Genomic DNA, 24,431 nt, shown 5'->3' with positions numbered 1-24,431 from the left:
CTGGTCCGTCGTGGGGTGTCGGACTCAGTGACGAACACCAAGGGCGCAGTCCCGTGGTTCACCGACTTCGGGGGCTCACACCAATGGGCTACCGCAGGCGCTCACCTCATCCCCCGTCCGGGTCGGTCGCGGTGCCCGGGACGGGAATGGCCACGATCTGGCCCGGGTCAGCCGGGCTGAAGGTCGCGGCGGCCGATGGCGGCGGTGCCGAGCAGGGCCAGCACCGCACCGGCGCCGGCGAGCACCAGCAGCGCCACCACCGGGCTGCCGCCTGTTGCGATGTCCGGCAGGTGCCGGAAGAACCCCAGCTGCCGCATCCGGGCCGGGATGGCGAGCAGGTCGCCGAGCAGCGCCAGGACGCTGCTGACCAGCAGGGGCAGCCAGGCCAGCGCGGCGAGCCGGGGGAGTGCGCCGACCACCAGGGTGGCGCAGCCGATCATGGCGATGGTGGCCGGCCACTGCCCGACGATGTAGACGAGGCTGCGCCCGGCGATGCTGTCGCCGTCAATGGCGGCGGGCGCTGTCAAGGCGGTGAGCGCGCCGGTGACGGTGAGGATCACGGCGCTGGCGACCGCGGTGACCGCGGCTTGTGCCGCCAGGGGTGTCCATCGGCGGATACCGGTGGCCAACAGGAGCTCGGTCAGGCCGATCTGTTCGGCCCGTCCGCCGGCCAGCACGGACAGGATTGCGAAGGTGGACGCGATGATGCCCACGACGGTGCCGCAGTACGACAGGTAGCCGGCCGCCGGATCGGTGCCGGTGAGCTGGGCGCCGAGGAACCCGCCGACCTGGTCGCGGCGTTGTTGCTCGACAGTGCCTGAGCCCATCGCGGCGAACAGTGTAACGGATCGTCCGTACCGTCGTCCCGGTCAGATCCGCCAGCTCCGCGATGCGCACCCGGTCAGTGTCGACTGTGACGTAGCGTCGCAGTCAAGCATCGATCGGGTCCAGGCCGCGGTGCCGGCCGCCCGGTTGCTGGGCGACGACCGCTTCGACCGACCGGCCGGCCGTTCAGCTGACGGGCGCCTGCGCCTCGCCGGGCCCGGCCGGCGGGGCGGGTACAGCGCTCCGGCCGGACGGGTCCAGGCGGCGCAGGAACGGTTCGAGCAGGTCCATCGGGAGCGGGAAGACGACAGTGGTGCGCTGGTCGCCGCCGAGTTCCAGCAGCGTCTGCAGGTAGCGCAGGTGCAGGCCGGACGGGCTGGCGGCGAGGATCTGGGAAGCGTCGTGCAGTGCCTGGGCGGCCTCGTGTTCGCCGGTGGCGTTGATGACCTTGGCACGGCGTTCCCGTTCGGCTTCGGCCTGGCGGGCCATCGCGCGCTGCATGGCTTCGGGGATCTCCACATCCTTGATCTCGACGGTGGTGACCTTGATGCCCCATGGCTCGGTCTGCTCGTCGACGATCGTACGGATGCTCTCGTTGAGTTTTTCCCGTTCGGTCAGCAGCGTGTCCAGGTCGACGTGCCCGAGCACGCTGCGGACGGTGGTCTGCGCGATCTGCGAGGTGGCGACCGGATGCGCCTCGACCTCCACGACCGCGCGGACCGGATCGGTGACCCGGAAATAGGCGACGGCATTGACCCGGGCGGGCACGTTGTCGCGGGTGATGACCTCCTGCGGCGGAATGGTCAGGGTGACGGTGCGCAGGGAGACTCGTTCCATCCGGTCGATCAACGGCAGCAGCAGCAACGGACCGGGACCGCGGGCGCCCTGGAGCCGCCCGAGGCGGAACACTACCGCCCGCTCGTATTCACGCAGGATGCGTACGCTGCTCACGGCCAGGGCGGTCGCGGCCAGGACGAGACCGCCGATCACGTAGCCGAACATGATCACTCCTCGGGATCGGTGCCGCCGGCGGCACGCCGCACCGACCGGTAGCGGCTTACGGACGGCCCGCCGCGGCCGGGCTCGGCCGTTCGGTCACGGACCGTGATGGTCTGGGGAAACCCGGAGGGGGTACGGCGCAGGTCGGCCGCCCAGCGCCTGAGGAACCATCCGGCGGCGACGGTGGCCGGCACCAGCACGGCTGTCTCGGCCGGCCGGTGGTGGATACCGAGGGTGGCCAGGAGCAGCACCACGGCGAGCGCGGTGAGGGTGACCGAGACGCCGCGGTGGAACCGGCCGGCCTCCGAGTGCGGCCACGGGTCGATCGGCCGGGTGATCTCCCGGCCGTGGTGCGACGGGGTGCAGTCGGTCTTGACCGGGCAGGCGTTGCAGACGCTCGGACGGGCCCGGTAACGGACCAGCCGGTGCTCCCGGTCCACCCGGTGCGGCCACAGCGGCTCGTCGCGTGGGCACATCCACAGGTCGTGCTCGGGCTGATAGGTGAACCCGGCGGTCCGGTAGCGCTCGGACCGGGTCGCGGTGTGCCGGGCCAGCCGTTCCAGAGCGGCGGCCACGACCAGCAGCAGTCCGGCGTACCCGGTCGCGAGCAGCACCATGGGCGGCACGCCGACCTCCTAGCCGACTGTTTCGGTGGACGCGGCGGCGGATGCCTCGTGCTGGCGGCCGTCCTCGGCGGGCACGGTGATGTCGGTGAACAGCACCTCGTCAGGCTCGTCCAGGGTGGTCGGCCGTCCACGGCGCATCGCGTGCCGTACGCCGAGCCAGCAGATCCACAGGAACGGCAGTACGCCGCCGACGATGAAGACCACGTCGCCGGGCAGTCGCAGCCACTCGATGAGGCTGTTGGTCGGGTCGGTGACGTACTCGAGGGTGCGGGCGGCGTGATAGCCGGAGTCGACCGACTCGTACAGTTGCAGGATGCCCAGCGGCAGCAGCGTGGCGAAACACATCCACAGCAGCCCGAGGTTCGCCGACCAGAACGAGATCTTCGCGAGCCGGTCCGGCCACTTGTCCTCGGGGATGAGGTAGCGCAGGCAGAACAGGGCCAGACCCATGGCGAGCATGCCGTAGACGCCCATCATGGCGGCGTGCCCGTGGTTGGCGGTCAGGGCGGTGCCGATCTCGTAGTACGACACGATCGGCAGGTTGATCAGGAAGCCGAAGATGCCGGCACCGAGGAAGTTCCAGAAACCGACAGCGACCAGGAACATCACCGCCCAGCGATGCGGGAACGCGGTGGCCGACCTGTTCTCCTGCCGCGCCCCGAGTTGCAGGAAGCTCCACGCCTCGACGGTCAGGAAGGTCAGCGGGATGACCTCGGCGGCCGAGAAGAACGCGCCCAGCGCCATGTGCTCGGCCGGCTCACCCGAGAAGTACAGGTGATGCATGGTGCCGATGACCCCGCCGGCGGAGTACAGCACGATGTCGAGGTAGATGACGGTCATGGCGACGCGTTCGCGGACCACACCGAGCATGACGAAGATGTAGGCGACCATGACGGTGGTGAACAGCTCGAGGAAGTCCTCGACCCACAGGTGCACCACCCAGAACCGCCAGAAGTCGGCGTGGGTGAAGTTGTCGCCCGAGTCGGCGAGCAGCCCGACGGCGTAGAAGGCGGGGATCGCGCACGCGGAGAGGAAGAACAGCCACGGCATGTTGCCGGCGTGATCACGGCGCAGCCGGGTCCGTACCCCGCGGAACAGGATCGCGGCCCAGACGAACAGGCCGGCGGTGAGCAGCACCTGCCACACCCGGGCGAGGTCGAGGTACTCGAAGCCCTGGCTGCCGAGAAACGAGCCCGGCTCGGCGAACACGCCGTGGATGCTCAGCGCCTCACCGATGAGGCTGCCGAACACCACCACCGCGACCGCGGCGAGCAGAAGGTAGGCGAGCAGGCTCTGCCTCTTCGGCTCACGGCCGGCGATGATCGGGGCGAGGAAGATCCCGGCGGCCAGGAAGGCCGCGGACACCCAGAACAGCGACAGCTGCAGGTGCCAGGTCCGTACCAGGTTGTACGGCAGCAGCCGGGCCAGATCGAAGCCGAAGAAGCCGGTCACCTCCGCGCGGTAATGCTCACTGGCCGCGCCGACCAAGGTCTGCACCAGGAACAACAGGCCGACGACCAGGAAGAACCACGCGGTGGCCCGCTGCGCCGGGGTCAGGGTGACCGCGTCCGGGCCGCGGAAGGAGATGGTGTCGGCCTGACGGCCGCGCCAGCCGAGGCGTTCACCCCAGCGGCCGAACGCGAAGAACAGCGCTCCGATGCCGGCCAGCAGCGCGACAAGCGACAGGACACTCCAGACCAGTACGTTCGCGGTCGGGGTGTTGCCGACCAGGGGCTCCGGCGGCCAGTTGTTGGTGTAGGAGTAGTCCTTGCCGGGCCGGTGCGCCGACGCCGCCCACGCGCTCCACGAGAAGAACGCGGTCATCTGCCGTAACCGGGTCGGGTCGGTGATCGCCTTGGGCCGCAACCCTTTCGCGGTGTTGTCGGCGCTGAAGTAGCCGGAGTAGTAGGTGACGTTCTCGTCGAAGGCGACTGCTTGTTCCGTCGTGTAGGTCAACGTCTTGGTTATCGCGTCGTACTGGTTGTGCTGGAAGTCGTGAACTACCCGCTGAGCTGTGGTCCCGGCTCCGGCGCCGAGTTGCCGGGTGACCGATTCGGCCGCCCGGTGCAGGTAGTCGTCGGTGAAGTCGGGCCCGAGATAGGCGCCGTGGCCGAACACCGAGCCGTATTCCATCAATCCGTTGTGCAGGAAGATCTGCTGCCCCCGGCTGACGTCGTCACCGGTGAACAGCACCCGCCCGTCCGGGGCGACGACGCGCTGCGGGATCGGCGGCTCGGCGGTGTAGGTCCGATAGGCCAGCAGACCCATGACCCCGAACCCCACCAGCATGACCAACGCGACCGCCTGGATCCAGGCCTTGCTGACCAGCAGCGGGCGGCGCCCGGCCTCGGCTGTTCCCGGCTGCTTGACCGCCATGGCAATCTCCTTGAGTTCGGACTGAAAGGACAATTAGTAAACTAACCACGTAAAAGCCTTTTAGATCATGAATGTCGCTTATTCAGCGGTCAATCGTGAGGCATGCGGATCTGGCGTAGACGCCATACGCATCGACGTGTACCGAAGTCCGGTATTGGTCTTACCGGAGTCTCCGTGCGGTGGCAACGGGCGCGGCCGTCGGCCGCGCGGTAGCCGGCCGCGTCCGCGATGCCGGCCGTGACGGTGGGCGTCACGGTCCTGCTGTCGTCCCGCGACTCGGAGGTCTTTCGATCCCGGGGAGCAGGACAGACGGTCCTGCTCCCCGGGACCTGCCGGGCATAGCGTCGTAGGTGGACGGGGCGGACGGCGAGTCACGACCCTCCGGAACAACGCCGCCGCAGCCGAAGCAGCGAGCCTGCTGAGCAGCCGTGATCCCACAGGAGGAACACCATGCCGTCGTTGAGTGTCTTCGACCAGCTGGCCGTGCACGACTTCGCCGTCGACCTACCGGCGGATTGGCTGCGTCGCTGGGCCGTTCGCGGCCGGCCGGTGTTCCGCGCGAACCGGCACCGCCTGTTTCGCGCCGGCGATCCGGCGGACAAGTTCTGGCTGGTCAACTCCGGGGCCGTCGTTCTCGACCTCCCGGTTCCGGGCCGTGGCGACATCGTCATCGAACAGCTACGCCATGGCTCGGTCGTCGGCTGGTCGTGGCTGCTTGCTCCGTACCGGTGGCGGTTCGGGGCTGTGGTCGCCGAAGACATGCACGCCATCGAGTTCGACGCCGCCCACGTGCGCGCCATGATCGACGACGATCCGAAGATCGGTCGTGACCTCAACGGCCGCTTCCTGGCCGTGCTCGCCGATCGGCTGGGAGCCGCTCGGAGCCGGCTCGCCGAGCTCTATGCCTACCCGGATACCGACCCCGGCGAACTGCGCTGACACGCCGCGGCCGAAGGAGGCGATCATGACATCGCTCGACGAGCGGGCTCTTGCCCACTGTGTGCGCACCGCGTCGCTGGCACCGTCGCTGCACAACAGTCAACCTTGGCGGTTCCGGCTCGTCGACGGCGCCGTCGAGGTGTACGCCGACCGCCGCCGGCAGCTGGAGGTGCTCGACCCGGACGGCCGGGAACTGCTGATCAGCGTCGGTGCCGCCGTGTTCACGCTGCGCCTGGCGATCAGGGTGGAGGGCCACGTGACCGAGGTGTCGATATTTCCTGATGCCGGCTCGCCCGACCTGGTGGCCCGCATCCGGCCGGCATATGCCAGGCCGTCGTCGGCGTACGCCACTGCCCTGGCCGAGGCCATCACCGCCCGGCACACCAACCGGAGCCCGTTCGCCGACGCCGTGGTGCCCGCCGACAGCTTGGCGCAACTGCGAGCAGCCGCCACGGCGGAAGGCGCCACCCTGACCCTCGCGGACGCGGTCAGGCGAGACGTGATCATCAACCTCGCCCAGGCCGCCGAGGCTCGGCTCCGTGCCGAGGGCGGGTACCGCGCCGAGCTCGGTTACTGGACCAGGCCCCACCCGCACCGCCGCGACGGGATTCCGCCGACCGCGGTCGGCCCCTGGGACGCCCTGGAGCACCTGCCGATGCGTGACTTCGGCCTGGTGCACCATCAGCCGTCCCGCAACGCCGAGCGATTCGAGGCCCACCCGACGATCACCGTCCTCGCCACCAACGGCGACGGCCCTGTCGACTGGGTCCGTGCCGGGCAGGCCCTGCAACGCGTCCTGCTGACTGCCACCCGCCTCCGTCTGGCCACCACCCCGATCAGCCAGCCCATCGAGATCCCGGCGATCCGTGACCTGCTCACCGACACCGGTAACGGCCGCTCGGCGCAGATGGTCATCCGGTTGGGATACGCCCCCTCGGGGCCGCCCACACCGCGCCGCCCGCTGACCGACATCCTCGACACGCGGACACCGTGAGAACGCCGATCGGCGCGGCGGGTTCTCGGCCGATCCGTTGGCGGCCGCCACGACGGCGTCGGCCCGCGGGTGTGGCGGGCCGGCGCGGTCGGCCTGTGCGGTTACCGCGGTCCCGGGTGAGCAACCCCGCTTCGATCGTCACCCCTCCTCGGCGAGTGGTGGCTCATCAAGCACGTATCCGCTAGTTGCCGTACACGTGTCTCAGCCGTGCGTCAAGTCGTGCGGTGCCATGCGGAGGGCCTGCCCTGCGTGGTCATCCCGGGTTCGTGAACGGCCCGGTGATCTCGCCGGAGCCGCGTGGGACGAGCCGGGTCGCCACCACGTGGACGGTGGGGTCCCAGCGTTCGCCGTCCAGCCGGCGGAAGATGAGCTCGGCGGCGACGCGACCCATCTGGAAGGGATCCTGGGCCACCACCGTGACGGCGGGTTGCAGCAGCTCGGCCAGGGGGAAGTCGTCGAATCCGACCAGCGCCGTCCGGTCGTGCCGGCCGAGGTCACGCAGGGCGCGGATGGTACCGATGGTGACCAGGTTCTGCGCGGTGAAGTAGGCGGTCGGCGGGTGCTGGCCGCCGGCCAGGCGGAGGGTGGCCGCGCGAGCCGCGTCCTCGGTGTGCAGGTCGTGGACGATGTGTTCGGGCTGGGGGCGGATGCCGTGGTCGCTGAGCGCCTCTTTGTATCCCTGGAAGCGCTCGGCGGCGGTGGAGATGGTGGACAGGTCACCGAGGTAGGCGATGTCGCGGTGCCCGTGTGACACCAGATGGTGCACGGCCGCCGCGGCGCCGGCCCGGTTGTCCGCCAGCACGGCGTCGGCGAGCAGCCCGACCGGTGGCCGGTCGACGAAGACCACCGGTGTGCCGGCGGCGACCTCCTGGGCCAGATAGGCCTGGTTGTCGCTGGCCGGAACGACCAGCAGGGCGTCCGCCTGACGCGCGGTGAAGGCCTGGACGAGGGCCCGTTCACGCCGCGGGTCCTCGTCGACGCTACCGGCGAAGATCATGACGTTGCGGTCGCGGGCGACGTCCTCCAGCGCCCGGTGCAATGCCGAGGAGAACGGGTTCGCGACGTTCTCCAGCACCGCGCCGATCGCCGCGGTGCGCCCCTTCGACCGGCGCAGACTGCTCGCCGTGAAGTTGGGGCGGTAGTTGAGCTGGGCGACAGCGCGTTGCACGGCGGCGAGCTTGGCGACGCTGACCCCGGGTTCGCCGTTGACGACCCGGGACGCGGTCTTGGCGCTCACTCCGGCGAGTATCGCGACGTCGCGCAGGGTCGCGCGGGTCACCGCGGTCTCGGCTTCCTCGGCATCGTGCGGCACGGCTCTCCTCGGCGTTTGTCGCGCGGGTCGGATGGTGGCACCCGTACGAGCTGAAGGCTATCGCCGGTGCGGATCGCCGCTGACCGGGTGGTGATCTCTCCTCTCCGGCGTCGGTCGACGGGCGTCGACGGCTGCGGCCAGGAGCCGATCCTGAAACCCGAATGACCACGTTGTCAAGACGGATCTCACGTTGCTGCTTTGTTACATTCCCAGTTCATCGCCACCGTTGACAGTTGGCGAATCGATGATCGAAGCTCCTTTGACATCGTTGTCGAGATCGCTCGACGCACCATCGGCGTCACATGAGGAGCTACACATGGGCCTGCACACAGGACGGCGGAGCGCGCTGCTGCTCGCCCTCGCCACCGCGACGTGCCTGGTGGCCACCGGCTGCGGTGGTGGCAGCGACAAGAGCGGGGACGACAGCGTCGCGGTCGCCCTGATCACGAAGAACTCCACCAACCCGTTCTTCGTCACCATGCAGGACGGAGCGCGCAAGGCGGCCGAGACCGAGGGCGTCAAGCTGACCCTCGCCGCCGGCAAGGAGGACGGCGACGAGGCCGGACAGGTGCAGGCGATCGAGGACGCCATCGCTCGCGGTGACGACGGCATCCTGATCACCCCGAACGGACCCGGCGTCAATCCGGCCATCAAGAAGGCCCGCGACGCCGGCCTCTACGTCATCGCTCTGGACACCCCGCCGGAGCCCGCGAACACCGTCGACATCACGTTCGCCACCGACAACTTCAAGGCCGGCGAACTGATCGGCAAGTGGACCGCCAAGCAGTTGGGCGGCAAGCCCGCCACTGTCGCCCTGCTCGACCTGTTCAACGACAAGATCGTGTCCGTCGACTACAACCGGGATCAGGGCTTCCTCAGCGGCATGGGCATCGACACCAAGGACCGCAAGGTCAACGGGGACGAGGCCAAGTCCGGCTCGTACTCCGCGGGCACCTACAGCATCGTCTGCAACGAGCCGACCGACGGTGCCGAGGACGGCGGCCGTACCGCGATGGAGCGGTGCCTGGCGAAGAACCCGGCGATCAATGTCGTCTACACCATCAACGAGCCGGCCGCGGTCGGCGCGCAGAAGGCCCTGCAGGCGGCGGGCGTCAAGGACGCGCTGGTGGTGTCGATCGACGGCGGATGCAACGGCGTGCAGCAGGTGAAGAGCGGGCTGATCAGTGCCACCAGCCAGCAGTACCCGGTGAAGATGGCCGAACTGGGTGTTCAGGCGATCACGAAGATCGCCAAGGGCGGCGAGAAGCCGCAGACCACCAGCGGGCTCGACTTCTTCGACACCGGCGTCACCCTGGTCACCGACAAGCCGGCCACCGGTGTCGACAGCATCACCAGCGCCGACGGCGCCAGCAAGTGCTGGGGCAAGGCCTGAGCACCGGCGTCCTGCCGGCCGGCACGCCGCGCGCGTGCCGTCCGGCGGCGCACCAGTCCAGATCCGTCAACGGCAGGGAGCCGTCGTGACCACCACCCCCACGGCCGCAACAGCGGTCGAACAGTTCGCGCTGCGCCGGCGCACACCACTGGAACGGCTGCAGCACGTGCTGCACGCGTACCCGGCGATCAGCCCGTTGCTGGTGCTGATCCTGGCCTTCGCGGTGTTCTCCGCCGTCAACCCGCGCTTCGCCGCACCCAACTCGCTCTCGCTGGTGCTGCAGCAAGTCGCCGTCGTCGGGGCGCTCGCCGTCGGTCAGACGCTGGTCATCCTGACCGCGGGTATCGACCTGTCGGTAGGCGCCGTCACCATCCTGGCGATGATGCTCGCCGCGAAACTCGCCGAGGGGCACGGCCTGCCAGGCGTCCTCGCGGTCGCCGCCGGCATCGGCGTCGGCCTGCTCGCCGGTCTGGTCAATGGGACCCTGGTGACCCGCATCGGCCTGCCACCGTTCATCGTCACCCTGGGCACGCTGAGCATCTTCGGGGCGATCGCCTTGCTCTACACCAAGGGGCAGAGCGTTCCGGCCACGGACCTGCCCGCCCTGCTCAACTGGACCGGCGAGACGTTCCCCATCGGCCGGTTCCGGATCAGCATCGGCGTGGTGCTGGTGGCGGTCCTCTACCTCGTCGTCGGATACGCGCTGGCCACCACCGCCTGGGGCCGGCACGTCTACGCGATCGGCGACGACAAGGAAGCCGCCCGTCTTGCCGGCATCCGGGTGGACCGGGTGCTGCTCAGCGTGTACCTCACCGCCGGGGCCATCTACGGCCTCGCCGCCTGGATCCTCGTCGGACGGGCCGGCGCTGCCAGCCCGAACGCGATCACCGACGCCAACCTGGAGAGCATCACCGCCGTGGTGATCGGCGGCACCAGCCTCTTCGGCGGGCGCGGCGTCCTGGTCGGCACCCTGCTCGGTGCCCTGATCGTCGGATTCTTCCGCAGCGGCCTGTCCCTCGCCGGCGTGGACGACCAGTACCGGGTGCTCGCCGTGGGCCTGCTGGTACTGCTCGCCGTCGCTGTCGACCAGTGGATCCGGAAGGTGAAATCGTGACAACCCCCGTACTCTCCGCCCGCGGGCTGGTCAAGACGTTCGGCCGGGTGGTCGGGCTCGACGGTGTGGACGTCGACCTCTATCCCGGCGAGGTGCTCGCCGTCATCGGCGACAACGGAGCCGGCAAGTCGACGCTGATCAAATGCCTGACCGGCGCGATGGTTCCGGATGCCGGTGAGCTGCGGCTCGACGGCGAACCGGTGCACTTCCGCCGGCCGCAGGACGCCCGCAACGCGGGTATCGAGACGGTTTACCAGACGCTTGCCGTCGCGCCGGCGCTGGACATCGCCAGCAATCTGTTCCTGGGCCGGGAACGCCGCCGGGCCGGTCTGCTCGGCTCGGTATTCCGGATGATCGACAAGAGGGGGATGCGGCGGGAAGCCGAAAGCGCACTGGCCGGCCTCGGCATCGGCACCCTCCAGGACATGTCGCAGGCGGTCGAGACGCTCTCCGGAGGACAGCGCCAGGCCGTCGCGGTGGCCCGGGCGGCGGCATTCGGCAGCAAGGTGATCGTGCTCGACGAGCCGACGGCGGCGCTCGGCGTACGCGAGTCGCAGCAGGTGCTCCGCATGATCGACCAGGTGCGCTCGCGCGGCGTGCCGGTCGTCCTGATCAGTCACAACATGCCACACGTCTTCGAGGTGGCCGACCGTATCCACATCCAGCGACTGGGCCGGTGTGCCGGCGTCATCACACCGCGGTCGCACACCATGACCGAGGCGGTGGCGATCATGACCGGTGCCACCACGCTGGCCGAGACCCCGGGCCGCACCACTGCCGACGTCGGAGAACCGGCGTGATCCTGGTGGTGGGCGAGAGCCTCGTCGACCTGATCACCGACCCGGCGTCGGGGCACCTCACCGCGTGCCCGGGCGGCAGCCCGGCGAACGTGGCGACGGCCCTCGGCCGCCTCGGCCAGCCGGTGTCACTGCTGACCCAGGTCGGCTCGGACGCCCACGGCCAGCTCATCCTCGAGCACCTGGCCGCCAGCTCGGTCGCGCTGGCTACCGCGTCACTGGTCGACGGGGCCCCCACCAGCACGGCGCGCACCCACGTCGACGCCGCCGGGCAGGCGGGTTACCACTTCGACTTCACCTGGCGGCCGTTCCACGCCGAGGTGCCGCCGGACACCCGATGCGTGCACACGGGCTCCATCGCCGCGGTGGTCCCACCAGGAGCGGAGAGTGTCGCGGCCCTGCTGCGGGCGGCACGGGCCTCCGCGACGATCAGCTACGACCCCAACTGCCGCCCCACCCTGATGGGCGACCCGGAGCAGGCCCTGCACCGGGTCGAGGCGCTGATCGGCACGAGCGACATCGTCAAGATCAGCCTCGACGACCTCGCCTGGCTCCATCCGCGGCAGCCCTACCAGGAGGTCGCGGCCGGGTGGCTGCGACGAGGCGTGCGGCTGGTGGTCGTGACGCTCGGCGCCGGCGGAGCCTGGGCGACCAGCCGTGGGTGCGCCGTCACTGTCGACGCCGTACCCGTGACGGTCGCCGACACGATCGGCGCCGGCGACGCCTTCATGGCCGGCCTCCTGCACGCGTGCGCCGAGGCGAACCTGCTCGGTGCCGACCGGCGGGATGCCCTGACCGCCGTCGACGAGGACACCCTCACCACCATGCTGCGGTTCGCCGCGCACACCGCCGCGGTCGCCTGCAGCAGAAGGGGCGCCGATCCGCCGCTGCTGACGGAGGTGCGAGCGTGAGGGCGGCGGTGGGTCCGGCACCGGACCACACCCGCCGCCACCGCGCGCCAGGTGGGTCGTCGACCTCGGCAATCGCGTCCGGCTCCCCGGCTCGTTAAGCATGTTTAAGGATCTTTAAGGTACGCGTCCTCAACCCGGCTCATCGCCTGCCTCGTAACTGTGAGTGCTGCACCGAGGCAGCCTGAGAGCGAAGGAGCGATGCGATGTATCGGACCGGACGGCGTACGTTTTCTGGGACGTCTCGCAAGGTCGTGCTCGCCCTGTCGGCGGCGGCGCTGGCGGGTGGCGCGTTCGTTGTCAGCACCGGGTTGAGTAGTGCGGCGGAGAACGGTGCGACGGAGAGTTGCGCCGGGTTGGATCAGGCGTTGCGGCAGAACCTTCAGTTCATCGCGGGGCAGAAGAGCAATCCGGACGCTCAGTCGGCGGGTCGAATCGCGAACCGGCAGGCGGTGGTCGATCTGATCAATCAGCGGCGTGCCGCCGCCGGCTGTACTGCTGATGTGGCGGGTGAGGTTGCCGCCGGTGCCGGCCAGCAGGCCAACGGTACGGGTCAGGGCTCACCGGCCGGAGCCGGCGGCGCCGGCAAGCAGAACAACGGCGCCGGCAAGCAGAACCGCGGGGGTCAGGACGCGCAGGCGGGCGCGACGGCGCCCGCCGGGCAGAATGCCGGCAGTGGCGAGGTGGTTTGCAAGGGGTCGACGGTTACTCTTTCCGGCGAGGGCGGGGCGCCGGCCGCGTCGAGTGGCACGTTCCCGATCGGGACCGTCTTGAAGGTCACCAACCTCGACAACAACAAGAGCACCACGGTCAAGGTGGCGTCCACGTCCGGTAGCTGTGTTCTGCTCAACAACGCGGCGTTCGAGCAGGTGCGCGAGCCCGGCAAGTTCCTGATCCGGCGCGCGGTCATCGAACGCGTGGGGTGACCGCCACCGAGGCGAGAGGCGGTGCCGCCAGGCGACGCCTTCCCCTTGCCGTCGAGGACCTGCGCCTCGACGGCAAGGGGTGCCTCGGAGCCTGCCCAGGAGCTGACGTCCGGGCAGGTGGGCGGGGTGACCCACTACCGACGGGCTCGGCGGCGACGCGATCGCCGACTACACGGTGATCGTCAAGCTCGCGACGTACCCGGACTGCGGGGTGCCGGAGATCGTGACCATCTGCTGGCCGTAGCCGTCCCGGAAGACACTGTCGGTGGACAGCGACACGCGCGCGAGATTCGTGATGCTGGCCTGATAGCCCGCCGTGCGGTAAACGTTGCGGCAGATGTCGGCCGGGAATGCCAGCTGGGACGTCTTGAGTTTCCCGCTGGCGGAGGTCGCCCGGGCCAGGCTCGGGTACACCTCGAAATGAAGGTGCGGCCAGCGCCCCGGATAGCAGCCGGGAAAGACGGTGGTGAACGTCAGCTGGCCGGCGGCGCCGGCGGCTTGTACGCCACGGCAATAGTTCTCCTGGGTGACCCCGGCGGAGTACATCGAGTACCTGCCCTCCCGATCGCACCCCCACAGGTAGACGGCGGCCCCGCCGTACGGAGCGCAGGTCGTTGCCGACAGCACGGTGAGGCGGAGGATCAGGTTGACGCCACCGGCGGTGGCGGAACTGGTGCCGAAGCTCGTTCGCAGGTCGCTGCGGACGATGCCGCTCTGCGTGAGGATGTTCGGGCCGTTCGTGCCGTCGCCGGGGAACGGACCCGCGGTCTCTGTGGGGATGGCCTGACAGGCGGCGGCGACCTTGGCGGACGCGGGCTCCGCCGGAGTCCCGGCGAACGCGGGGCCGGCCGCCAGGCCGGCGAGGCCGACGCCGAGGGTCAGGCCGAGCATCTGGCGACGACGCAGCAGCGTCGTCAGGTCGAACTGGAGGCCACGGTTGAAGATGTCGTCGTCGTGGTGGTCGTGGTCCATCGAGTGCCCCTTTCCTGGTGCGGGTCAACGCTTTCTCCTCCGCATCCAAACGAGAGCGCCAACGCATTGCCAGGCGTCAATGCCGTCAACGTTGTTAACCTTTGCGCCATGACTGGCACAGGACAGTCCAACGACGTGCTCGCTCAGTGCCTCGCCGAACTGCGGTGGACCCCTCGGGCCCTGGCCCGGCGCATCAATGCCATTTACGGACCCGGCACCATTTCTGAGTCGGCGCCGTACCACTGGCGCGACCGCGGCCGGGTGCCCTATCCGCCGGTGGCAGGCTACGCGGCTCAGGTGCTCGCCGATGCCCTGGGACGGCCCATCGCCGCCGAGGAGCTGTGGGCGGTGAGAGGATCGAGGCCGGCGATCGCCGGCGGTGCTGCCTGCGGGGCGGCGAGCCACGAACTCCGGGCCGTCCTCGACCCGGCGCTGCCAGCCGGCCGGCGGCTTCCCGATGTCGCGCGAGGGTTTCTGCGGCCGCGACCGGGCGGGCTTTCCGCAACCCGTGACCCTGGCCCTGGCACCGAGCTGGTGACCGTGGCCGAACGAGGGGTCGACGCGTTGCGCGAAGCCGCCGCCGGATCCGACGGCCTGGACGCGCTCGGCTACGTCGCGGCTCAATACCAGGCGACGCGTCTGCTGCTGGAGTGGGATGCCCGTAGCGAGAGCCGCACCCGGCGGTTGATGGTCGTGATGGCACAGCTGGCACAACTCGCCGCGTGGCTCGCCATTGACGCCGGGCGGCACCGTGAGTCGCAGCGCTATCTCGTCACCGGGCTGCACGCCGCGCACGAGGGCGGCGACCGCCGGCTCGTGGCGCACCTGTTGCGTGATCTCTCGGCGAACGTCGCCGTCGCGGGACGCCCCGCCGATGCGGTGGACATCGGGCAGGCGGCCCTCGACGCGGCCGCCGGTACCACCGCCACCCGCAGTTTCGCCGCCGGTCAGCTCGCCTACGCGCACGCCCTGGCCGGCGACGCGCGGTCCGCACGCCGGATGGCGGACCAGGCCGTGGAATGGCGGGTCGCGGCGGCCACCGGCCACGAACCGGAGTGGGTGCGGCGTGTGGCCGAGGACACGGCCGAGCCGATGGTCGCGCGCACCCTGCTGCGGGTGGCTCGTGACGACCTCGCCCGGGGCCGGCGAGTTCGCGCCTTGGCGCTGGTGCGCGAGGGGACCGCGATGTTGCGTCCCGAGACGCTCGTCGCACCGGAGCATCCGCGGCCGCGGGCGGCGCTCTACGAAGGCGTCTACCTCGCCGGCGGCTACGTGACCGGTGGCGAGCTGGAGCAGGCGTGCGTGGTCGGGCGGGTTGTGGTCGGCCGGTTGAGGCAGGTGCGCTCGCGGCGCGGCGTGCACCTGGTGCGCGACCTCTTGGCGGACCTGCGTCGTGGCGGGCGGCACCGCGGCGTTCAGGAGTTCATCGCGCATGCCGAGGCGCGGCTCAACACGATGTGACCGGCAGCCAGCGATGCGGCCGGATTCGTGCGGCTGACGGAGTACAGCGGGGTTCCCGGCTCGCAGGCCGATGCGAATGACTCAAGGTGCGTGGTCGATTGTCGCCAACCGCTGGCCGGAGGGCGGCGTGTTGCGGGGTTTTTCCGGGTGTCGGCTCTACGATCGCACAAATTGTCCGTTAAGCCGGGATTGTTTGGTGGTAATCGTGCCGGAACTCGATCCAGCGGTCCTGAACTCGCCGCAACGGCTGCGGGCGGTGGCCAGTGCGCGTCGCGAGTTGCCGGTGATGCCGGTGCCGCTGGACGGCGTCGCCCGGATGACGGCGCGGATGCTGGACACGCCGATGGCGGTCGTGACCCTGGTATGGGCCGGCGAGGAGGAGTTCCTCGGGCTGTACGGGCTGCCCGAGCCGTTCGCGAGCGCACGGCGCGGTGGCCAGGAATTCTCGGTGTGCGCCTTCGTGGTCAGCGCCGACGACGTGGTCGCCGTGAGCGACACCCTCATCGATGAACGGCTGCGCGAGCATCCGACGGTTCAGCAGTGGGGCGTGCGATCCTTCGCGGGGATCCCGGTGCACGACACCGACGGCGAGCCGGTCGGCGCGATCACCGTCCTCGACACCGACCGTCGCGCCTGGACCACCCGGGAGCGGGCGCTGCTGACGGATGTCGCTGACATGCTCGGCCCGATCCCCGCCGGCACCCGGTCGGTCACGGTGGCGATGGACATGCTCTCCGCCGATCACCAGGCTGCCGCGCTCGCCCGGCTGGGGCCGGCGGCCGGCGCCGTGGCCCAGGCGGAGGTGCAGCAAGCGTTCATCAACGCGCTGCTCGACAGCCTGCAGGTCGGCGTCGTCGCCTGCGACCGGGAGCGGCGGCCGGTCGTGGTCAACCGGATGATGCGGCAGCTGTTCGGCCTGCCCGAGGGCGTCTCCAGGGAGGAGGGGCTGGCGGCCGGCCTGGCGCGCGTCCATCACCTCGACGGCACGCCGATCGCCGCCCACGAACTGGTGGTGACCCGGGCGCTGAACGGCGAGACGGTACGCGACGCCGAGTCGATGCTGCGTACGCCGGATGCCCCGGACCGCTACCTGCTGGTCAACGGGCAACCCCTGTACGACCGCGACGGCAACCGTCTCGGCGCGGTGTCCACGGTGCTCGACGTGACCGGCCGGCGGCGCAGCGAACGCTTCCACGACTGCCAGCTACGGGTGGCGCAGATCCTCAACAGCAGCGCCACCGTCGAGCACGCGGCGCCCGGCCTGCTGCGAGCCGTCGGCGAGACGCTGGGCTGGCAGTACGTCTCCCTCTGGCTCATCGACGACGTGGCCGACGTGGCGTATCCCGCCGGGCACTGGGAGGCCCCCGGCGTACACATCGAGGACCTGATGCCGGAACGGCTCACCCGGCAGGATCCCGGTCTGGTCGGGCCCGCCTGGGCCACCGCCCGGGCGATCTGGATTCCCGATCTCGCCCGGACCGCCTCGTCCGATCCGCGCCTGCGGGCGTTCGTGGCGGCCGCGGCGCAGCGTGATCTGCGTGCCGCGATGGCGGTCCCGGTCTGCGAGAGCGACACCGTCCTCGCCGTGCTCACCTGCCTGACCGCTCGCGGTGAACACGACGAGTTCCTGCTCACCGGGTTACTCACCGACATCGCCGAGCAGATCGGCAGGTTCCTCGCCCGCCGCCGGGCCGCCGAGCTGGACCTGCAACTGGCCCGCGCCAAGGATGACTTCCTCACCCTGATCGGCCACGAGCTGCGCACCCCGCTGACCTCGGTGCTCGCCTGCTCCACCATGCTGGCCGACGATCCGCACCTCGACCAGGACACCCGCCAGATGCTGGGTACCGTGACCCGCAACACCAGCGCCGTCCAACAGATCATCGATGACCTGCTCGATCTGGCCGGAGTGGAGTCCGGTCACCACGTGCTCCGCAGACGCCCCACCGACCTGGTCGCTGTCATCGCCGCCGCGGTCGCCGAGGTCCCGCACCGCGACACCATCCGGATACACACCGACCTGCCGTCGAGCCTGGTCGTCACCGGCGACTCCGATCGGCTGCGCCAGATCGTCGAGCATCTGCTCTCCAACGCGGTCAAGTACAGCCCGGACGGCGGTGACGTGCGGGTGACACTGTCGGCGAGCAGCAGCGACGTCGCCGAGCTGACCGTCACCGACACCGGTATCGGCATCCCGGAACCGGACCGGGCCCGACTGTTCACCCGCTTCCACCGGGCCGCCAATGCCCGGCACACCGACATCACCGGGACCGGCCTCGGTCTCGCCCTGGTCCGGGCACTGGTCGAGGCGCACGGCGGTACCGTCACCCACGATCCCGCCTACCACCTCGGCACCCGGATCACCGTCCGCCTGCCACGCTAGGCGGGTCCGGCCGCTGTTTCTGGCGCGCCGTTCTGCGTGGTAACGGCTGAGCGACTTTCGTCTCGTTACCTCCCGGGGCTTCCCGGGTACTGGGCTGATCCTTGCCCAACCCCGGGCAACCGACCTTCGGAGGCCCGACCTGCCAGCGATCCACAACCTTCGCGCCCGGCTCCGGCAGCGAGGCCAGTCAGCGACGAAGCGCCTCAGGCAGGCCGTGATCCCGGTCTCCGAAGCGGTCCTGGCCGCCACGCTGGCCTGGTACCTCGCCGCCAGCGGCGTCGGCCATCCCGCACCGGTGTTCGCCGCGTCGTCGGCGCTGGTCGTGCTCGCCGAGTCCCGCGGGCGCCGGCTGCGGCAGAGTGCCGAGATCGTGCTCGGTGTCGCGGCCGGTGTCCTGGTCGCCGACCTCGCCGTGCAGCTGCTCGGGCCGGGAACGCTCACCATCGCCGTCGTGCTGCTGCTGACCGTCGGCCCGATGATCGCGGCCGGCGCGAGTACCACCCTGATCGTCCAGGCGGCGATCTCGGCGATCTACATCGTCGGCGTGGCGGAACCGCGCACCGACGTCATGCAGGGGCGCTGTGTCGACGCGCTGATCGGCGGTGTGCTCGCCGTCGCGGTCAGCCAGCTCGCCGTCGCCCGCAACCCGCTGGCCCCGCTGGTCGCCGAGGCCCGGCAGACCTTCACCGACCTGGCCGGGCTGCTCGACACCATCGACCAGGCGTTGCGCGACGGTGACCGCGACGCGGCGGACGGCGCGCTACGCCGGGCACGCGACGCCCACGCCCGGGTGGAGCGGTTGGAGACCGCCGTGCTGGCCACCGGCGAGACCCTCAAACTGCGGGTCCGCCGCCGGCGGCACCTGAGCCAGGTACGCCAGGTCGAGGCGACCGCCGTCGAGTTGGACCGCGTCGTGGACAACATCTGGGTGCTGGCCCGCAACGCCGTCACGCTCACCCGGCTGGACGTGCCCGCACCACCGGCGCTGAGCCGTGCGCTCGGAGCCCTGGGCGAGGCGATCCTGGCCGCCGGTGAGTCGCTGGCCACCGACCTGACCGGCGCCGACGATCCGCAGCAGCACGCCGGCCGGGCCGACCACACCGCGCTGGAGGCGGTACGGATCGCCGCGAAGCTCCTCGAGTCGCAACCCGCCCTGCCGCTAACCATGATCATCGGGCAGATCCGGGCCACCGCCATCGACCTGCTGCGCGGTGTCGGCCACGACGACAACGTCCTGAACCGCGTCGACGAGGCGGTCGGGCTGACCACACCCTGAACCCGTCACCTGGTCAGGGTGCGCCTGTGGCGCGCAGCGATCGTAAGTGGCACGGCAGTGTGCGGCACGTTCGGCGACCAACCGTGCATAGGACACCCATGCCTTGGGCATGAAACGCCCGTGCCCTCGTCTCGCCACGGTCCCGAGGAGGTCGACGCCGACCTCGTGGAAGCGTTTCTGACCGCCAGCCGCGCACTGGTCGGCGTCGCGGCACGCTCGCTCGCCGCCGGTGATGCCGAGATCACGCTGCCGCAGCACCGTCTGCTGGTGGTGCTCGCCTCCCGCGGCGGGCAGCGGATGGTCGACCTGGCTGACCTGCTGGCGGTGAACAGTTCCACCGCCACCCGCCAGTGCGACCGGCTGCAGCGGCGGGGCCTGGTCCGCCGCGAGCCGGCGCCCGGCGACCGCCGCGCCGTGCGTGTCGAGATCACCGACGCCGGGCGGCGGCTGGTCCGCCAGGTCACCGACGCGCGCCGGGCCGACATCAGCACCATCCTGAGGACCATGCCGGGCCGCTCCCGCACCGCGCTGCTGGCCGCGCTGCGGGCCTTCTCCGACGCCGCCGGCGAGGTGCCCGAACAGCACTGGTCGCTGGGCTGGGGAACCGCTACCGATCAGGGAGACCGTTCGTGAGGTCAGTCGAGGAGTCCATCGTGAACAGTGCCGGAGAACCCTCGTCATGAACGCCCGCCTCGGCATCGCCGCCGCCGCCGTGCTGCTGTTCTGGGCCGGGATCGCCTATCGGGTCACCGAGCCGCCGACCGCCGGCGACTACCGGCGCACGCTGGTGCAGGTCGCCGCCACCACCCATGACGCCGCCAGCACCACGGCGCTCACCGCCCGTCAGCAGCTCGACGACCGGATCTTCGCTACGTTCGCCACCAGCGCCTACGACGACGCGCGCACCGCACTGGCGGGAGCGGCCGAGAAGCTGGCCGCGAAGCCGCCACCGGACGATCGCACCGCCGGCATGCGGGACCGGCTCGTGCCGTTGCTGCAGCGCACCACTGCGGAGGCCGGCGCCGCGGCGACAGCCGACGACGACGTGGCCCGCCGTACCGCTGCCGAGCGGCTGGACCGGGTCGCCGACGATCTCGACGACCTGCTGCACGAATGGGGGGAGGCGTGAAGCGCGTCCTCGCCCTCGCGCTGGGCATCCTGACCGCCATCGGCGGGTTCGTCGACATCGGTGACATCGTCGCCAACGCCGAGGCCGGAGCCCGCTTCGGGCTGGCACATGCCTGGGTCCTGGTGGTCGGGGTGATCGGTATCTGCGCCTACGCGGAGATGAGCGGCCGGGTCACCGCGGTCAGCGGGCGGCCGGTGTTCGACCTGGTCCGCGAACGCCTCGGCCCGCGGGTCGCCCTGGCCAACCTCGCCGGCTCGCTGCTGGTCACGGTGCTCACCCTCGGCGCGGAACTCGGCGGCGTCGGCCTGGCCCTGCAACTGGCCACCAGCGTCGACTACCTGCTGTGGGTGCCGGTCGTCGCCGTCGTGCTGTGGGTGGCACTGTGGCGGGTCAAGTTCTCCGTCCTGGAGAACATCTTCGGCCTGACCGGCCTGGTCCTGATCGTGTTCATCGTCGCCGCCGTCAAACTCGGCCCCGATCCGGCGCAGCTGTGGCAGCAGGCGTCGCATCCCGGTCCGGCCGGGGGAGAGGACTGGGGCACCTACTGGTTCGTCGCGGTCGCGCTGTTCGCCTCCGCGCTGACCCCGTACGAAGTGTTCTTCTTCTCCTCCGGCGGTGTCGAGGAACGCTGGACCAGCAAGGATCTGACCCGGTCGCGGGTCAACGTCTTCGTCGGATTCCCGCTGGGCGGGCTGCTCGCCTTCGCCATCATGGTCACCTCGGCCACCGTGTTCCAGCCGCGCGGCACCTCCGTCGACACCCTCGCCCAGGTCGCCATGCCTGTCGCGCTCGCCGTCGGCAAGCTGGGACTCGCCGCCGCGATCCTCGGATTCTTCGCCGCCACCTTCGGCGCCGCCATGGAGACCGGCCTGTCCACCGCCTACACGGTCGCGCAGTACTTCGGCTGGGACTGGGGCAAACGACGCCGTCCGAGGGAAGCGGCCCGCTTCCACACCGTGCTCATCATCGGCATCCTGGTCGGCGTCGCGGTGCTGATGACCACCATCGACCCGATCCAGCTCACCGAGTACACACTGGTGTTCAGCGCCGTCGCACTGCCGCTGACCTACCTGCCGATCCTGGTCGTCGCCAACGACCGCGATTACCTCGGCAACCGGATCAACGGCCGGCTCGCCAACACCGTCGGCACCGTCTATCTCGTCATCGTCGTGGCTGCCGCGGCCGCCGCGATCCCGCTGATGCTCGTGACCCGGATGGGAGGCGGCTGACATGCTCCTCGCGCTCAACCTGCTCGACAGGCAGATCCTGGACCGGGACGGCCGGCCGGTCGGCAAGGTCGACGACCTGGAACTGGCCATCCACGACGACGGCAGCCCGCACGTTGCGGCCCTGCTCGTCGGGCAGCAGGCCCTCGGCGACCGGATCGGCGGGCGGCTCGGCGCCTGGATCGCCGGCACCGCACGCCGGCTCGCCCCCGACGACCGGCAACAGCCGATCCGCATTCCGTACGACTACGTCGGCACCGTCGACAGCGCGGTGAAACTCACCGTCGCGCGCGAACTACTGCCCGACGCGCCGCTGGAGACGTGGCTGCGCGATCACCTCATCACCCGGATCCCGGGAGCCGACAATGCCGGCTGACACGCCGTCACCGCACCGCGCCAGCACCTACCTCGGCCGCCGAGTGTACGACCCTGACGGGCGCTACCTGGGCCGCATAGCCGACCTCGAGACCCGTCGCGACGCCGCCGGCCGCGAGCAGGTCGTCGCCGCCGTCGTCACCCGCGGGCCCTGGGGCCGGCTGCTCGGCTACGAACGCGATCGGGGCGCCGGCCCGTGGCTGCTGGAGATCTTCGCGCGTCACGTGATCCGCCGCGACACCCGGCGGATCCCCTGGTCGGAGATACCGCTGTGAGCATGCCCCCGGGTGGTGCCCGTGGCGCCGTGTCGGTCAGTTCGCCACCGCGACGGGCGCCGCCGATCCCCGGTGGTGCAGCCAGGCGGAGAACTCGGCCGGTGGGACGGGGCGGGAGATCAGGTAGCCCTGCACGACGTCGCAGCCGGCCGCCTCGAGCGCTCGCCAGGTGGCGTCGTCTTCGACGCCTTCGGCGACGACCCGCAGACCGAGGTTGCGACCGAGTTCGACGGTGGATCGGACGATGACGGCGTCGCGGTGGCTGGTGGTCATGCAGCTGACGAACGACCGGTCGATCTTCAGTTCGTGGACCGGCAGGTTCTTCAGGTACGCCAGGGAGGAGTAGCCGGTGCCGAAGTCGTCGATCGACAGGCGCACCCCGAGAGCGTGCAGTTGCTCGACGACCTGCAGGGCGCGGCCGGGGTCGGTCATGATGGCGGTTTCGGTGATCTCGATGGTGAGCAGGTGCGCCGGCACACGCCACCGTCGCAGCCGGTCGGCGACCTCGGTCGCGAGGTCGCGGTCGAGCAGGCCGTGGGCGGAGACGTTGACCGCGACGCTGAGTTGATGCCCTTCGTCCCGCCACGCGCGGCACTGCCGCAGGGCGGAGTCCAGCACGATCCGGGTCAGCGGAGTGATCAGGCCGGTGTGCTCGGCCAGCGGGATGAACTCGCTGGGTGGGATCATCCCGTGCTCCGGGTGCTGCCATCGGACCAGGGCTTCGGCCCCGAGCACGTCGCCGGTCCGGGCATCGACCTTCGGCTGGTAGTGCAGCGTCAGCTCGTCGCGTGCCATGCCGTGGCGCAGGTCGGCGGCCAGGCTCAGCTTGCGTGGGTCGGTGCTGCCCTGGCCCGGCTCGAAGACCGTGAAGCCGGTGCGCCTGGTCTTGGCGGTGTACATGGCGATGTCGGCGTGCTGCAGCAGTTCGTCGGCGGTGGTGCCGTGGTGCGGGTACAGGGCGGCGCCGATGCTGCCGCCGACAGCGAGGCTGATGCCACCGAGATCGAAGGGCTGTTGCAACGCCTCGTGCAGGCGGGTCGCGGCGGCGGCGGCGTCCTGGGCGCCGGTGATGCCCGGCAGCAGAACGGCGAACTCGTCGCCGCCGAGACGCGCCACCGTCTCGCCGCCGCGTACGGTGTCGCGCATCCGCCGGGCGACCAGGATCAGGAGCCGGTCGCCGTAGTGGTGCCCGAGCGTGTCGTTGATCTCCTTGAACCGGTCGAGGTCGATCAGCAGCAGCGCGGCACCCGACGTGGCATCCGCGTCGGTGGTCGCGATGGTGGCGGTGATCTCGTCGTGCAGCCGCACGCGGTTGGGCAGACCGGTGAGCGCGTCGTGGGTCGCCTGGTGGACGGCCCGGCGAAACGCCCGGGTGCGGATCCGGTGCGCTCGGCTGACCAGCCCGGCGAGGCCGCACGCGGCCAGCGCGAGAATCAGCACGGTGCCGATGCGTGCCCGGCCGCTGCTCTGCCGGGCCAGCCGGTCGTAGTGCCGGGCCGCGTCGTCGAGCGCCGCTCGCAGAGCGATGAACGTGGGTACTGCCTGATTCTCGTCGACGCGCTCCGCGGTCAGCAGGTCGCCCGACTCCAGCAGGTCGAACTCGCGATCGACGACCGCGTCGTAGGTGAGGAACGCGTCCTGCACCGCGCGTGCGTACCGGTCACCGGGATCGCGCCGCTCGAAGGTGGCGCCGATCGTGTCGACCGTCCGATCGATCTGGTCGCGCGTCTGTGCCAGCGTGGCCGGCAGGCTCTTGGCGAGCAGGGCACGCGACCGCAGGGCGTTCTGTTGCCAGGCCGCCTTCTCCACCTCGGCCAGGAGCACGCGCAGCTCGCCACGGGTCGCGGCGCTCTGTTGCAGCCGGGTGATGGCGACCGCGCTGCCGGCGGGTACCGCCAGTGCCGCGAGGATCAGCAGGTAGATGGTCGTACGTCGACGCGGAGCAGCACGCTGGAGATGACCCAGCGGACGCGGCCGCCCGCTCGGATCATCCGATCCTGCCGTGGACTTCTCGCCACGGCCGTCGACGCCGCCGTGTCGCCGCCGCGCGGTTGGCAAGGCCCCCATACACCGACTGATCGGTCAGACCGCCGTCGAGGTGAGAGGTCACGGCAACATGCCCGGT

22 protein-coding genes are annotated in these 24,431 nt (G+C 70.5%); 15 read left to right on the top strand and 7 right to left on the bottom strand.

The window, feature by feature from the left end; translation table 11 throughout:
* Positions 1-167 precede the first annotated feature (167 nt).
* The 4 genes from Actob_RS25045 to Actob_RS25030 all read right to left on the bottom strand — a co-directional run bounded on the left by Actob_RS25045 (position 168) and on the right by Actob_RS25030 (position 4,826).
* Positions 168-827 (bottom strand): hypothetical protein, encoded by a 660-nt coding sequence (locus Actob_RS25045; RefSeq protein ID WP_284914252.1) that lies wholly within the window; start codon positions 825-827, stop codon positions 168-170.
* Between the two features lie 184 nt (positions 828-1,011).
* Positions 1,012-1,827 (bottom strand): slipin family protein, encoded by an 816-nt coding sequence (locus Actob_RS25040; RefSeq protein ID WP_284914251.1) that lies wholly within the window; start codon positions 1,825-1,827, stop codon positions 1,012-1,014.
* 2 nt (positions 1,828-1,829) lie between these two features.
* Complete coding sequence (locus tag Actob_RS25035) at positions 1,830-2,450, bottom strand: hypothetical protein (RefSeq protein WP_284914250.1); 621 nt, start codon at positions 2,448-2,450, stop codon at positions 1,830-1,832.
* Positions 2,451-2,459: 9 nt separating this feature from the next.
* Positions 2,460-4,826: a nitric-oxide reductase large subunit gene (locus Actob_RS25030; RefSeq protein ID WP_284914249.1), complete on the bottom strand. Its 2,367-nt coding sequence runs from the start codon at positions 4,824-4,826 to the stop codon at positions 2,460-2,462.
* A 483-nt stretch (positions 4,827-5,309) separates the two neighbouring features.
* On the opposite strand from Actob_RS25030, the gene Actob_RS25025 reads away from it, so the two are divergent.
* The gene (locus tag Actob_RS25025; protein WP_284914248.1) at positions 5,310-5,765 is read left to right on the top strand and encodes a Crp/Fnr family transcriptional regulator; all 456 of its coding nucleotides are present in this window, start codon (positions 5,310-5,312) and stop codon (positions 5,763-5,765) included.
* Positions 5,766-5,790: 25 nt separating this feature from the next.
* The gene (locus Actob_RS25020) at positions 5,791-6,759 is read left to right on the top strand and encodes an Acg family FMN-binding oxidoreductase (RefSeq protein ID WP_284914247.1); all 969 of its coding nucleotides are present in this window, start codon (positions 5,791-5,793) and stop codon (positions 6,757-6,759) included.
* Positions 6,760-7,012: 253 nt separating this feature from the next.
* On the opposite strand, the gene Actob_RS25015 is transcribed toward Actob_RS25020, so the two are convergent.
* A complete protein-coding gene (locus tag Actob_RS25015) occupies positions 7,013-8,071 on the bottom strand; it encodes a LacI family DNA-binding transcriptional regulator (protein WP_284914246.1) in 1,059 nt (352 codons plus the stop codon).
* A gap of 316 nt (positions 8,072-8,387) precedes the next feature.
* On the opposite strand from Actob_RS25015, the gene Actob_RS25010 reads away from it, so the two are divergent.
* The 5 genes from Actob_RS25010 to Actob_RS24990 all read left to right on the top strand — a co-directional run bounded on the left by Actob_RS25010 (position 8,388) and on the right by Actob_RS24990 (position 13,209).
* Positions 8,388-9,464: a substrate-binding domain-containing protein gene (locus Actob_RS25010; protein ID WP_284914245.1), complete on the top strand. Its 1,077-nt coding sequence runs from the start codon at positions 8,388-8,390 to the stop codon at positions 9,462-9,464.
* A gap of 85 nt (positions 9,465-9,549) precedes the next feature.
* Complete coding sequence (locus tag Actob_RS25005; RefSeq protein WP_284914244.1) at positions 9,550-10,578, top strand: ABC transporter permease; 1,029 nt, start codon at positions 9,550-9,552, stop codon at positions 10,576-10,578.
* The gene (locus Actob_RS25000) at positions 10,575-11,378 is read left to right on the top strand and encodes an ATP-binding cassette domain-containing protein (protein WP_284914243.1); all 804 of its coding nucleotides are present in this window, start codon (positions 10,575-10,577) and stop codon (positions 11,376-11,378) included. Before Actob_RS25005 ends, Actob_RS25000 begins: the two co-directional genes overlap by 4 nt.
* Complete coding sequence (locus Actob_RS24995; protein ID WP_284914242.1) at positions 11,375-12,286, top strand: carbohydrate kinase family protein; 912 nt, start codon at positions 11,375-11,377, stop codon at positions 12,284-12,286. The genes Actob_RS25000 and Actob_RS24995 overlap by 4 nt, the downstream gene beginning before the upstream one ends.
* A gap of 203 nt (positions 12,287-12,489) precedes the next feature.
* Positions 12,490-13,209, top strand: a complete 720-nt coding sequence (locus Actob_RS24990) for a hypothetical protein (protein WP_284914241.1) — start codon at positions 12,490-12,492, stop codon at positions 13,207-13,209.
* Between the two features lie 168 nt (positions 13,210-13,377).
* On the opposite strand, the gene Actob_RS24985 is transcribed toward Actob_RS24990, so the two are convergent.
* Positions 13,378-14,181, bottom strand: a complete 804-nt coding sequence (locus tag Actob_RS24985; protein WP_284914240.1) for an intradiol ring-cleavage dioxygenase — start codon at positions 14,179-14,181, stop codon at positions 13,378-13,380.
* Between Actob_RS24985 and Actob_RS24980 the strand changes: the two genes are divergently transcribed.
* From Actob_RS24980 to Actob_RS24945, 8 genes are all read left to right on the top strand, one after another.
* Complete coding sequence (locus Actob_RS24980) at positions 14,164-15,642, top strand: hypothetical protein (protein WP_284914239.1); 1,479 nt, start codon at positions 14,164-14,166, stop codon at positions 15,640-15,642. The two genes, Actob_RS24985 and Actob_RS24980, sit on opposite strands and share 18 nt — an antisense overlap.
* Before the next feature lie 205 nt (positions 15,643-15,847).
* Positions 15,848-18,025 carry an ATP-binding protein gene (locus tag Actob_RS24975; RefSeq protein ID WP_284914238.1) on the top strand — a complete coding sequence of 726 codons (2,178 nt, stop codon included), beginning with the start codon at positions 15,848-15,850 and terminating at the stop codon, positions 18,023-18,025.
* 214 nt (positions 18,026-18,239) lie between these two features.
* Complete coding sequence (locus Actob_RS24970; RefSeq protein WP_284914237.1) at positions 18,240-19,301, top strand: FUSC family protein; 1,062 nt, start codon at positions 18,240-18,242, stop codon at positions 19,299-19,301.
* A gap of 120 nt (positions 19,302-19,421) precedes the next feature.
* A complete protein-coding gene (locus tag Actob_RS24965; RefSeq protein ID WP_284914236.1) occupies positions 19,422-19,934 on the top strand; it encodes a MarR family winged helix-turn-helix transcriptional regulator in 513 nt (170 codons plus the stop codon).
* 46 nt (positions 19,935-19,980) lie between these two features.
* Complete coding sequence (locus Actob_RS24960; protein ID WP_284914235.1) at positions 19,981-20,430, top strand: hypothetical protein; 450 nt, start codon at positions 19,981-19,983, stop codon at positions 20,428-20,430.
* The gene (locus Actob_RS24955) at positions 20,427-21,659 is read left to right on the top strand and encodes an NRAMP family divalent metal transporter (RefSeq protein WP_284914234.1); all 1,233 of its coding nucleotides are present in this window, start codon (positions 20,427-20,429) and stop codon (positions 21,657-21,659) included. The genes Actob_RS24960 and Actob_RS24955 overlap by 4 nt, the downstream gene beginning before the upstream one ends.
* A 1-nt stretch (position 21,660) precedes the next feature.
* Positions 21,661-22,032, top strand: a complete 372-nt coding sequence (locus Actob_RS24950) for a hypothetical protein (protein ID WP_284914233.1) — start codon at positions 21,661-21,663, stop codon at positions 22,030-22,032.
* Positions 22,022-22,306 carry a PRC-barrel domain-containing protein gene (locus Actob_RS24945; RefSeq protein ID WP_284914232.1) on the top strand — a complete coding sequence of 95 codons (285 nt, stop codon included), beginning with the start codon at positions 22,022-22,024 and terminating at the stop codon, positions 22,304-22,306. Before Actob_RS24950 ends, Actob_RS24945 begins: the two co-directional genes overlap by 11 nt.
* A 36-nt stretch (positions 22,307-22,342) precedes the next feature.
* Here the strand turns inward: Actob_RS24945 and Actob_RS24940 are convergent, their stop codons facing one another.
* Positions 22,343-24,373, bottom strand: coding sequence for a putative bifunctional diguanylate cyclase/phosphodiesterase (locus Actob_RS24940; protein ID WP_284914231.1), 2,031 nt, complete (start codon positions 24,371-24,373; stop codon positions 22,343-22,345).
* Between the last annotated feature and the right edge of the window lie 58 nt (positions 24,374-24,431).

Source organism: Actinoplanes oblitus, assembly GCF_030252345.1.
GTDB classification, from domain to species: Bacteria; Actinomycetota; Actinomycetes; order Mycobacteriales; family Micromonosporaceae; genus Actinoplanes; species Actinoplanes oblitus.
The sequence above is the reverse complement of the archived record's forward strand: the minus strand, read 5'-3'. Positions and strand labels throughout refer to the sequence as shown.

What these genes read in the sequence shown, in the direction of transcription:
- Actob_RS24940 (WP_284914231.1), bottom strand. Translation starts at nt 24,373, where the DNA reads ATGGGGGCCTTGCCAACCGCGCGGCGGCGACACGGCGGCGTCGACGGC.
- Actob_RS25030 (WP_284914249.1), bottom strand. Translation starts at nt 4,826, where the DNA reads ATGGCGGTCAAGCAGCCGGGAACAGCCGAGGCCGGGCGCCGCCCGCTG.
- Actob_RS24945 (WP_284914232.1), top strand. Translation starts at nt 22,022, where the DNA reads ATGCCGGCTGACACGCCGTCACCGCACCGCGCCAGCACCTACCTCGGC.
- Actob_RS25045 (WP_284914252.1), bottom strand. Translation starts at nt 827, where the DNA reads ATGGGCTCAGGCACTGTCGAGCAACAACGCCGCGACCAGGTCGGCGGG.
- Actob_RS24950 (WP_284914233.1), top strand. Translation starts at nt 21,661, where the DNA reads ATGCTCCTCGCGCTCAACCTGCTCGACAGGCAGATCCTGGACCGGGAC.
- Actob_RS24960 (WP_284914235.1), top strand. Translation starts at nt 19,981, where the DNA reads ATGAACGCCCGCCTCGGCATCGCCGCCGCCGCCGTGCTGCTGTTCTGG.
- Actob_RS25040 (WP_284914251.1), bottom strand. Translation starts at nt 1,827, where the DNA reads ATGTTCGGCTACGTGATCGGCGGTCTCGTCCTGGCCGCGACCGCCCTG.
- Actob_RS24985 (WP_284914240.1), bottom strand. Translation starts at nt 14,181, where the DNA reads ATGGACCACGACCACCACGACGACGACATCTTCAACCGTGGCCTCCAG.
- Actob_RS25020 (WP_284914247.1), top strand. Translation starts at nt 5,791, where the DNA reads ATGACATCGCTCGACGAGCGGGCTCTTGCCCACTGTGTGCGCACCGCG.
- Actob_RS24990 (WP_284914241.1), top strand. Translation starts at nt 12,490, where the DNA reads ATGTATCGGACCGGACGGCGTACGTTTTCTGGGACGTCTCGCAAGGTC.
- Actob_RS25010 (WP_284914245.1), top strand. Translation starts at nt 8,388, where the DNA reads ATGGGCCTGCACACAGGACGGCGGAGCGCGCTGCTGCTCGCCCTCGCC.